Origin of the sequence: Enterobacter hormaechei ATCC 49162 (assembly GCF_001875655.1) — a bacterium.
Lineage (GTDB): Bacteria > Pseudomonadota > Gammaproteobacteria > Enterobacterales > Enterobacteriaceae > Enterobacter > Enterobacter hormaechei.
In genome coordinates this window covers 45,956-56,963 of sequence record NZ_MKEQ01000003.1, presented here as the reverse complement: position 1 = coordinate 56,963, position 11,008 = coordinate 45,956, and the positions used below count along the sequence as shown (strand labels likewise).

The following is an 11,008-nucleotide window of genomic DNA, read 5'->3' as shown; positions in this document are numbered from 1 at the left end:
ACTGCTCTTTAACAATTTATCAGACAATCTGTGTGGGCACTCAAAGTGACATGGATTCTTAAATGTCCTCGGACACTAAAATGAATACCAAGTCTCAACGAGTGAACACGTAATTCATTACGAAGTTTAATTCATTGAGCATCAAACTTTAAATTGAAGAGTTTGATCATGGCTCAGATTGAACGCTGGCGGCAGGCCTAACACATGCAAGTCGAACGGTAACAGGAAGCAGCTTGCTGCTTTGCTGACGAGTGGCGGACGGGTGAGTAATGTCTGGGAAAACTGCCTGATGGAGGGGGATAACTACTGGAAACGGTAGCTAATACCGCATAACGTCGCAAGACCAAAGAGGGGGACCTTCGGGGCCTCTTGCCATCGGATGTGCCCAGATGGGATAGCTAGTAGGTGGGGTAACGGCTCACCTAGGCGACGATCCCTAGCTGGTCTGAGAGGATGACCAGCCACGAACTGAGACACGGTCCAGACTCCTACGGGAGGCAGCAGTGGGGAATATTGCACAATGGGCGCAAGCCTGATGCAGCCATGCCGCGTGTATGAAGAAGGCCTTCGGGTTGTAAAGTACTTTCAGCGGGGAGGAAGGCGATAAGGTTAATAACCTTGTCGATTGACGTTACCCGCAGAAGAAGCACCGGCTAACTCCGTGCCAGCAGCCGCGGTAATACGGAGGGTGCAAGCGTTAATCGGAATTACTGGGCGTAAAGCGCACGCAGGCGGTCTGTCAAGTCGGATGTGAAATCCCCGGGCTCAACCTGGGAACTGCATTCGAAACTGGCAGGCTAGAGTCTTGTAGAGGGGGGTAGAATTCCAGGTGTAGCGGTGAAATGCGTAGAGATCTGGAGGAATACCGGTGGCGAAGGCGGCCCCCTGGACAAAAGACTGACGCTCAGGTGCGAAAGCGTGGGGAGCAAAACAGGATTAGATACCCTGGTAGTCCACGCCGTAAACGATGTCGACTTGGAGGTTGTGCCCTTGAGGCGTGGCTTCCGGAGCTAACGCGTTAAGTCGACCGCCTGGGGAGTACGGCCGCAAGGTTAAAACTCAAATGAATTGACGGGGGCCCGCACAAGCGGTGGAGCATGTGGTTTAATTCGATGCAACGCGAAGAACCTTACCTACTCTTGACATCCAGAGAACTTAGCAGAGATGGCTTGGTGCCTTCGGGAACTCTGAGACAGGTGCTGCATGGCTGTCGTCAGCTCGTGTTGTGAAATGTTGGGTTAAGTCCCGCAACGAGCGCAACCCTTATCCTTTGTTGCCAGCGATTCGGTCGGGAACTCAAAGGAGACTGCCAGTGATAAACTGGAGGAAGGTGGGGATGACGTCAAGTCATCCATGGCCCTTACGAGTAGGGCTACACACGTGCTACAATGGCGCATACAAAGAGAAGCGACCTCGCGAGAGCAAGCGGACCTCATAAAGTGCGTCGTAGTCCGGATTGGAGTCTGCAACTCGACTCCATGAAGTCGGAATCGCTAGTAATCGTGGATCAGAATGCCACGGTGAATACGTTCCCGGGCCTTGTACACACCGCCCGTCACACCATGGGAGTGGGTTGCAAAAGAAGTAGGTAGCTTAACCTTCGGGAGGGCGCTTACCACTTTGTGATTCATGACTGGGGTGAAGTCGTAACAAGGTAACCGTAGGGGAACCTGCGGTTGGATCACCTCCTTACCTTAAAGAACCTGCCTTTGCAGTGCTCACACAGATTGTCTGATGAAAAACAGCAGTAAAAAACCTCTACAGGCTTGTAGCTCAGGTGGTTAGAGCGCACCCCTGATAAGGGTGAGGTCGGTGGTTCAAGTCCACTCAGGCCTACCAAATTCTCCCTGAATACTGCGTTGCGAAATAACTCACATACTGAGTATGCTTCGTTATTCCACGCCTTGTCTCAGGAAGAATTACCGGTACAGAGGTGACTACGATGGGGCCTATAGCTCAGCTGGGAGAGCGCCTGCCTTGCACGCAGGAGGTCTGCGGTTCGATCCCGCCATAGCTCCACCATCTTTTACTGCGAACACAAGAAAACTTCAGAGTGAACCTGAAAAGGTGCACTGCGAAGTTTTGCTCTTTAAAAATCTGGATCAAGCTGAAAATTGAAACGACACACAGCTCATGTGTGTTCGAGTCTCTCAAATTTTCGCAATCAGAAGTGAAACATCTTCGGGTTGTGAGGTTAAGCGACTAAGCGTACACGGTGGATGCCCTGGCAGTCAGAGGCGATGAAGGACGTGCTAATCTGCGAAAAGCGCCGGCGAGGTGATATGAACCTTTGACCCGGCGATGTCCGAATGGGGAAACCCAGTGTGATTCGTCACACTATCGTTAACTGAATACATAGGTTAACGAGGCGAACCGGGGGAACTGAAACATCTAAGTACCCCGAGGAAAAGAAATCAACCGAGATTCCCCCAGTAGCGGCGAGCGAACGGGGAGCAGCCCGGAGTCTGAATCAGCGTGTGTGTTAGTGGAACGGTCTGGAAAGTCCGACGGTACAGGGTGATAGTCCCGTACACGAAAATGCACATGCTGTGAACTCGAAGAGTAGGGCGGGACACGTGGTATCCTGTCTGAATATGGGGGGACCATCCTCCAAGGCTAAATACTCCTGACTGACCGATAGTGAACCAGTACCGTGAGGGAAAGGCGAAAAGAACCCCGGCGAGGGGAGTGAAAAGAACCTGAAACCGTGTACGTACAAGCAGTGGGAGCCTCTTTATGGGGTGACTGCGTACCTTTTGTATAATGGGTCAGCGACTTATATTCTGTAGCAAGGTTAACCGTATAGGGGAGCCGAAGGGAAACCGAGTCTTAACTGGGCGTTAAGTTGCAGGGTATAGACCCGAAACCCGGTGATCTAGCCATGGGCAGGTTGAAGGTTGGGTAACACTAACTGGAGGACCGAACCGACTAATGTTGAAAAATTAGCGGATGACCTGTGGCTGGGGGTGAAAGGCCAATCAAACCGGGAGATAGCTGGTTCTCCCCGAAAGCTATTTAGGTAGCGCCTCGTGAACTCATCTTCGGGGGTAGAGCACTGTTTCGGCTAGGGGGCCATCCCGGCTTACCAACCCGATGCAAACTACGAATACCGAAGAATGTTATCACGGGAGACACACGGCGGGTGCTAACGTCCGTCGTGAAGAGGGAAACAACCCAGACCGCCAGCTAAGGTCCCAAAGTCATGGTTAAGTGGGAAACGATGTGGGAAGGCACAGACAGCCAGGATGTTGGCTTAGAAGCAGCCATCATTTAAAGAAAGCGTAATAGCTCACTGGTCGAGTCGGCCTGCGCGGAAGATGTAACGGGGCTAAACCATGCACCGAAGCTGCGGCAGCGACGCTTATGCGTTGTTGGGTAGGGGAGCGTTCTGTAAGCCGTTGAAGGTGGCCTGTGAGGGTTGCTGGAGGTATCAGAAGTGCGAATGCTGACATAAGTAACGATAAAGCGGGTGAAAAGCCCGCTCGCCGGAAGACCAAGGGTTCCTGTCCAACGTTAATCGGGGCAGGGTGAGTCGACCCCTAAGGCGAGGCCGAAAGGCGTAGTCGATGGGAAACAGGTTAATATTCCTGTACTTGGTGTTACTGCGAAGGGGGGACGGAGAAGGCTATGTCAGCCGGGCGACGGTTGTCCCGGTTTAAGCATGTAGGCGGAGGTTCCAGGTAAATCCGGTACCTTGTTAACGCTGAGGTGTGATGACGAGGCACTACGGTGCTGAAGTGATAAATGCCCTGCTTCCAGGAAAAGCCTCTAAGCATCAGGTAACACGAAATCGTACCCCAAACCGACACAGGTGGTCAGGTAGAGAATACCAAGGCGCTTGAGAGAACTCGGGTGAAGGAACTAGGCAAAATGGTGCCGTAACTTCGGGAGAAGGCACGCTGATATGTAGGTGAAGCCCCTGCGGGCGGAGCTGAAATCAGTCGAAGATACCAGCTGGCTGCAACTGTTTATTAAAAACACAGCACTGTGCAAACACGAAAGTGGACGTATACGGTGTGACGCCTGCCCGGTGCCGGAAGGTTAATTGATGGGGTTAGCGGCAACGCGAAGCTCTTGATCGAAGCCCCGGTAAACGGCGGCCGTAACTATAACGGTCCTAAGGTAGCGAAATTCCTTGTCGGGTAAGTTCCGACCTGCACGAATGGCGTAATGATGGCCAGGCTGTCTCCACCCGAGACTCAGTGAAATTGAACTCGCTGTGAAGATGCAGTGTACCCGCGGCAAGACGGAAAGACCCCGTGAACCTTTACTATAGCTTGACACTGAACACTGGTCCTTGATGTGTAGGATAGGTGGGAGGCTTTGAAGCGTGGACGCCAGTCTGCGTGGAGCCGCCCTTGAAATACCACCCTTTAATGGCTGGTGTTCTAACGTAGACCCGTAATCCGGGTTGCGGACAGTGTCTGGTGGGTAGTTTGACTGGGGCGGTCTCCTCCCAAAGAGTAACGGAGGAGCACGAAGGTTGGCTAATCCTGGTCGGACATCAGGAGGTTAGTGCAATGGCATAAGCCAGCTTGACTGCGAGCGTGACGGCGCGAGCAGGTGCGAAAGCAGGTCATAGTGATCCGGTGGTTCTGAATGGAAGGGCCATCGCTCAACGGATAAAAGGTACTCCGGGGATAACAGGCTGATACCGCCCAAGAGTTCATATCGACGGCGGTGTTTGGCACCTCGATGTCGGCTCATCACATCCTGGGGCTGAAGTAGGTCCCAAGGGTATGGCTGTTCGCCATTTAAAGTGGTACGCGAGCTGGGTTTAGAACGTCGTGAGACAGTTCGGTCCCTATCTGCCGTGGGCGCTGGAGAATTGAGGGGGGCTGCTCCTAGTACGAGAGGACCGGAGTGGACGCATCACTGGTGTTCGGGTTGTCATGCCAATGGCACTGCCCGGTAGCTAAATGCGGAAGAGATAAGTGCTGAAAGCATCTAAGCACGAAACTTGCCCCGAGATGAGTTCTCCCTGAGACTTTAAGTCTCCTGAAGGAACGTTAAAGACGATGACGTTGATAGGTCGGGTGTGTAAGCGCAGCGATGCGTTGAGCTAACCGATACTAATGAACCGTGAGGCTTAACCTTACAACGCCGAAGATGTTTTGGCGAAGAGACAGACAATCACATTTCAGCCTGATACAGATTAACAGAATTTGCCTGGCGGCTTTAGCGCGGTGGTCCCACCTGACCCCATGCCGAACTCAGAAGTGAAACGCCGTAGCGCCGATGGTAGTGTGGGGTCTCCCCATGTGAGAGTAGGGAACTGCCAGGCATCAAACAAGTGAAGAGGCCATCCGGAAGGATGGCCTTTTTGCGTTTTTGTACCCTATTCCTTTCCATAAACAAATCACCTATCCCCCTATATATACGGTAAACTATCCCGGTTTTTGCATCAGGATAGCGTCTATGAATCACTCCCTTAAGCCCTGGAATACCTTTGGTATTCAACGGAATGCTAATCAAATTGTACGTGCCGACAGTGCTCAGCAGTTGCTGAATGCATGGCAAAACGCAACAGAAAACGGTGAACCCGTACTTATTCTGGGCGAAGGAAGTAATGTCCTGTTTCTCGATGATTTTGCGGGGACGGTCATCGTCAATCGCATCATGGGGATTGAGCGTAAAGAGAGCGCTGACAGCTGGCATTTACACGTGGGTGCTGGCGAGAACTGGCACCATCTGGTGCAATATACCCTTGAAAAAGGGATGCCCGGCCTGGAAAACCTGGCCCTGATCCCGGGCTGTGCAGGATCATCTCCTATTCAAAACATCGGTGCCTATGGCATTGAACTGAAACATGTTTGCGAATACGTCGATTGCATTGAACTGTCGACCGGAACGGCGAAGCGCCTGACCGCAGAGCAGTGCCGCTTTGGCTATCGCGACAGCATTTTCAAGCATGACTATCAGGATCGCTTCGTCATTGTGGCGGTCGGTCTGCGTCTGGCGAAAGCCTGGAAACCCGTTCTGACTTACGGCGATCTGACCCGTCTCGATCCGGCCACTGTCACACCGCGTGAGGTTTTTGATTCCGTTTGCCATATGCGAATGACCAAGCTCCCGGACCCGAAAGTCAACGGAAATGCGGGCAGTTTCTTTAAAAACCCAGTGATCAGTAGCGAAAATGCGAAAACGCTTCTCACCGGCTGGCCAACGGCCCCGCATTATCCTCAGGCGGATGGCAGCGTGAAGCTGGCCGCAGGCTGGCTTATCGATCAGTGTGAATTAAAAGGTACGACTATTGGCGGCGCTGCCGTTCATCGTCAGCAGGCACTGGTACTGATCAATCAGTCCAACGCGACAAGTGAGGATGTCGTCAACCTGGCGCACCATGTTCGCCAGTGCGTGGGCGAAAAATTTAACGTCTGGCTGGAGCCTGAAGTTCGCTTTATTGGCCGAACGGGCGAAGTGAATGCCGTGGAGACCATTGCGTGAAGGACAATACTATTCCGTTAACGCTCATCGGTATCCTTGCCGATGGCGAGTTTCATTCTGGCGAGCAGCTGGGCGAACAGCTGGGCATGAGCCGCGCGGCTATTAATAAGCATATTCAGACGCTCCGCGACTGGGGCGTGGATGTGTTTACGGTGCCGGGAAAAGGCTACAGCCTGCCGGAACCGATCCAGTTACTGAATGAAGAGACCATCCGCAGCCAGATTGGGCACGGTAACGTCGCGGTATTGCCGGTCATTGATTCGACGAACCAGTATCTGCTGGATCGCCTGAGCGAGCTGAAATCCGGTGATGCCTGCGTTGCCGAGTACCAACAGGCAGGACGTGGCCGCCGGGGACGTAAGTGGTTTTCACCCTTTGGCGCCAACCTCTACCTTTCCATGTACTGGCGGCTTGAACAGGGGCCAGCTGCGGCCATTGGGCTGAGCCTGGTCATCGGCATTGTGATGGCAGAGGTGCTGCACGATCTGGGTGCCGATCAGGTGCGGGTAAAATGGCCTAACGATCTGTATCTTAACGATCGAAAGCTGGCGGGGATCCTGGTCGAACTGACGGGCAAAACAGGCGATGCCGCACAGATCGTCATTGGGGCGGGGCTGAACATGGTGATGCGAAACGTGCAGAACGATGTTGTGAACCAGGCGTGGACCAACCTACAGGAAGCGGGGATCACCATTGATCGCAATACGCTTGCCGTCCGCATGATCAATGAGTTGCGTAGTTCGCTGACGCTCTTTGAGCAAGAGGGATTAGCACCATTCCTCTCCCGCTGGGAAAAACTGGATAACTTTATTAACCGACCGGTGAAGCTGCTGATTGGGGATAAAGAGATTTACGGCACATCACGCGGCATTGACGCGCAGGGCGCGTTGCTACTTGAACAGGATGGCGTGATTAAGCCCTGGGTGGGCGGTGAAATTTCGTTACGAAGTGCGGAGTAACCCTCTCCCCCGCAGGGGAGAGGGTGTAGCAGGTCATCACTGCGGATAAGGCACCCAATCCCCGGCATTCAGTCGGACATAAGGCTTATTCTGATACTGGATCACCACCGCGTTGGCGTTTTCCGACACCTCCGCCGTCTGTGGCAGTCCGCTGGTGAGCTGATCCCAGTTCACGCTATCCTCCACGAACAGCTTACCGTCTACTGCACGAGCGACCAGTTCCGAGATAGCCAGATAGCTGCTTGGCTGGGTGATCTCAACTGGCGCGCCCTGATGCGGCGCCTTCATGCCAAAGAACTTAATCCCGGCCGGAACGTTAGTGATAGACGGGCTTGGGATATCGCGCAGACCAGACACCTGCATCCTGTCGCCTTTCAGCGCTCCCCCATGTTCCGGTACTACCACCACCATCACTTTACGGCCTGATTTTTCCAGCTCGTTGAAGAACGCATTCAGCTCGTCAAAGAACTTCTGCGCACGGGCCTTATAGTCGGCCGTTTTGCTCACACCCGGATAATGGTTCCCGTCGTGGAGCGGCAGCGTGTTATAGAACGTCGCACTACGTGTCCCTTCCTCTTTGCCGACGGTATCTAACCAGCGCTGAAGCACGGCGGTATCGTCATACACCGGCGAGCCATCAAAGCCCAGCAACGTTACCGGTAGCCCTTTCTGGTCCATCAGCGGGGCCTGCATGCCACCTTGTTCACGCACTTCTTTCAGGAAATTACCGAACTGCCCGTTATGGCCCATCATCAGGTGTTGGGTAAAGCCCAGTTTTGCCAGGTTATCAAACAGATAACACTGGTTAGCCGCTGGCTGGTAGAGGTTCTTATGCGAAGGTTGTCCGCAGCTTGCGCGCAGCAGGCGGATAGCCGCCGGTCCGCTGTACGACGTGGCGGAGTTGAAGTCTTTAAACTGAATATCGAAATGCGACCACAGCGGGTGCGACATCAGACCAGCCGCGTCAACGTCAGCCCAGGACAGAGAACAGATGTTAATGACCAGCAGCTCAAACGGCTGAGCATCGGCAGGCAGCGTGTCCGGGAACTTCGTCTGGCGCTTATCTTCCGCAGCGTAAAAACTGGAGAGCCACGCGTTCAGGTTAGTGGATGTCGGCGGTGCAGTCTGCGCGGGAATATCGCCTACCACAGGCGTATCCCCCGCTGTCGCGACGGTCGCGGCGGCGGAACCGCCCGTGGTGGTTACGGTTGTCGTCGGCTGACCGGCTGGCCACAGCGAGAAGCTCGGGCCCGTCAGCGTCAGGACGTTTAGCCAGATCATAATCGCGACGACAAACACCGTCACCCGGATCCACTGAGACAGGAACAGCCAGGCGACCAGCAGGACAAATACCGCGCCAATCATCTGCCAGTTAATAAAGCGCTCAACCAGATCGAGCATATAGTCCGCACTGAAACCTGCGACCTGAGAGCCCTGGCTCATGATGCTTTCAGGGCCAGGCAGCCAGGTATCATGCCAGAACAGGGCGAAACCGATGGGAATAGCAACCCAGTGACGGATACGGTGCAACCTGCGGTTCGGGACAGGCATCAGCAGGAATGCCATAAACACCAGGTTAAGCAGAGGGTGAAAATTAAGATAGCCTGCCCACAGCAGACCAAACTTCACCAGAAAGTAGAAATTCCAGCCGGACAGGCCGCGCCAGTATTGCCAGAGTGGCGATGGCGCCGAAGAGGTATAGGTAGAATTAGTCATGTTTTCGGTTTGCCTTGACGTTCGGAGCGCGAGTCAGTGTTCCGGCGGGTTTAATATAGCGAGGTTTAACGAACAGTAATCTGACCGTATCGCGAATACGGCGCAGGGAATGGCGTGCATAGTAGCCAAGCGGCAAAAAAATCAGCGCACACAGAACAACCAGTTGGATGATATCGCTGATATTCATAATGGCGCGCTCTCCTTGTTCTCATCCAGTAAGCGTAGCGGCTCAGGTACCCGACGCCAGATGTGCCCGTCGTGTTTCGCGTTGAGAACCGGTTTGGCACCGCTTGTGACAGGCAGCGGTTTTGCCCACTGTTCAGGGGCCAGAGTTCGCATCTGGACAAGCTCAGCGCTGATCAAATTATCTTCAAACCAGACCATGCGGTTCGAGAAAATATCTCCGGTAGGAAGCGGGAAGATATGGTTAAGCGCAGTATCCAGATCGTTCACCCGGCAGAAGGAGAGGAACAGCACCAGGCGGTTATCGCCAATGGTCATAATGTCCCCGATACGGTTAGGGCGGCACAGAGTGAGCGCCTGCTCAACGCGAATACCCGGCACGGGGCGCAGGGCAACCATCACCCCTTTTCCGTCTGCCGGTAACAGCGTATTGCTCATCATGTTACCCACCGCATCGCAGAAGGTGTCCCACTTCTGGTAACCGCGCAGTTTCATCGGCTGCGTCATTGAAAGCAGGGTGCTGATATCTTCCGGAACATGTCGATTAAACTGCTGGCCCTGGATGCTTTCGATCAGCGTCAAACAGCGCGACAGCGGAGCATTCCAGGGAATGACCATATTCGCGCCGCAGCCCAGTAATAAGCGCTCATCGGTGGCGCGCAGGCTGGTATTATTTTCACGCACCACAATTTTTAACGCGCTGCCGCGCTGCCGACGTAATGTGTGAATGTGCCTTGCCAGCGTTTCGATTTGGTTATTCTGAATCAACGAGAAGATAATGGTCGCCGCCTGCGTGGTGCGCGCTTCATCAAATAAGGCTTCGTTGGTATCGAACAGTGACCAGTGCTCAGACAGCGCAGGCGCACCTTCCAGTACCGCAATATGGCTCAGAATGCGTTTTTCATCACTACGTGGCTGAACGACCGTCTCTTCCTGTTGAGCAAGATGCCACTCGTCCCCGACATGTTTGAGGGTAAGTTGTTGTCGGGAGCTGACCCCTTTTTCATTGCACCAGAAAGCCACGTCGTAAAGATGACTGTCAGTCTGGATGCGAATACTGGCCAGGCCATAGAGGGAACGGTATTCACTCATTAAAAGTGAAAAAAGCTTGTCATTATTACTGCCAGGGTTAACAACCAATAAAGTGCAATTTTGATTTTTTGCCCATCTGTTGATTCTTCCCAGCCATTTCAGCAGTTTTTCCGACGGGATATTTTGCAAGCCGTTATTAGAGCATTTTAGAATCAGTAAATAGTGTTCAGGAACAATAGAACACTGAATATCGCGGGGTAAAAAGTCCAGACCGTCTGCCTCCGCTGGCATGGAAAATAATCGTACTGTCTGGGGGCCACGGTCACTGTCGAGCCTGATGATTGACTTCGGCGCTTCGCCCATCGTAATCACGGCCACGCGGGAATCCTTACCCTGCGCCGCTATCGTCTGGTTTACCAGACTGATGGCATCTTCATTACGATCCGTATTAACCCACCAGACTCCTCCGACTGGCATGTGGCGCAATTCGTCCCATAATGACTGGATGCCAATAGAAAATATGGAGTCCACGGTGTCCCTCTTTTCGTCGAATTTCTATCTCTCTCAGTTTACTAGCGAAAGCGTAGAAATAAACCTAACATTGAAATTAAAGAACATCAGATTTAGCATGTAAATGAAATTTAGTGGGCAGGACGCCTCGCTGTATCTGA

5 protein-coding genes, 2 tRNA genes and 3 rRNA genes are annotated in these 11,008 nt (G+C 53.3%); 7 read left to right on the top strand and 3 right to left on the bottom strand.

What is annotated here, in order from left to right:
* Nucleotides 1-150 precede the first annotated feature (150 nt).
* From BH712_RS23565 to birA, 7 genes are all read left to right on the top strand, one after another.
* Nucleotides 151-1,692 (top strand): 16S ribosomal RNA (locus BH712_RS23565).
* Between the two features lie 70 nt (nt 1,693-1,762).
* A tRNA-Ile gene (locus BH712_RS23560) sits at nt 1,763-1,839 on the top strand.
* 105 nt (nt 1,840-1,944) lie between these two features.
* Nucleotides 1,945-2,022, top strand: a tRNA-Ala gene (locus BH712_RS23555).
* Between the two features lie 170 nt (nt 2,023-2,192).
* A 23S ribosomal RNA gene (locus BH712_RS23550) occupies nt 2,193-5,097 on the top strand.
* 71 nt (nt 5,098-5,168) lie between these two features.
* A 5S ribosomal RNA gene (rrf, locus tag BH712_RS23545) occupies nt 5,169-5,284 on the top strand.
* The 16S, 23S and 5S rRNA genes sit together here with 2 tRNA genes alongside, the layout of an rRNA operon.
* A gap of 134 nt (nt 5,285-5,418) precedes the next feature.
* The gene (gene murB / locus BH712_RS23540) at nt 5,419-6,447 is read left to right on the top strand and encodes a UDP-N-acetylmuramate dehydrogenase (RefSeq protein WP_006808589.1); all 1,029 of its coding nucleotides are present in this window, start codon (nt 5,419-5,421) and stop codon (nt 6,445-6,447) included.
* A complete protein-coding gene (gene birA, locus BH712_RS23535) occupies nt 6,444-7,406 on the top strand; it encodes a bifunctional biotin--[acetyl-CoA-carboxylase] ligase/biotin operon repressor BirA (RefSeq protein WP_006808588.1) in 963 nt (320 codons plus the stop codon). Before murB ends, birA begins: the two co-directional genes overlap by 4 nt.
* 36 nt (nt 7,407-7,442) lie before the next feature.
* Here the strand turns inward: birA and bcsG are convergent, their stop codons facing one another.
* Genes bcsG through bcsE form a run of 3 tightly spaced genes read right to left on the bottom strand, consistent with a single transcriptional unit; the run spans nt 7,443 to nt 10,868 of the window.
* Entirely contained in the window at nt 7,443-9,122 is a 1,680-nt protein-coding gene (gene bcsG, locus BH712_RS23530) for a cellulose biosynthesis protein BcsG (RefSeq protein WP_006808587.1), read from the bottom strand.
* Nucleotides 9,115-9,309: a cellulose biosynthesis protein BcsF gene (bcsF, locus tag BH712_RS23525; protein ID WP_006808586.1), complete on the bottom strand. Its 195-nt coding sequence runs from the start codon at nt 9,307-9,309 to the stop codon at nt 9,115-9,117. The genes bcsG and bcsF overlap by 8 nt, the downstream gene beginning before the upstream one ends.
* Nucleotides 9,306-10,868, bottom strand: a complete 1,563-nt coding sequence (gene bcsE / locus BH712_RS23520; RefSeq protein ID WP_006808585.1) for a cellulose biosynthesis c-di-GMP-binding protein BcsE — start codon at nt 10,866-10,868, stop codon at nt 9,306-9,308. The genes bcsF and bcsE overlap by 4 nt, the downstream gene beginning before the upstream one ends.
* Nucleotides 10,869-11,008: the final 140 nt, after the last annotated feature.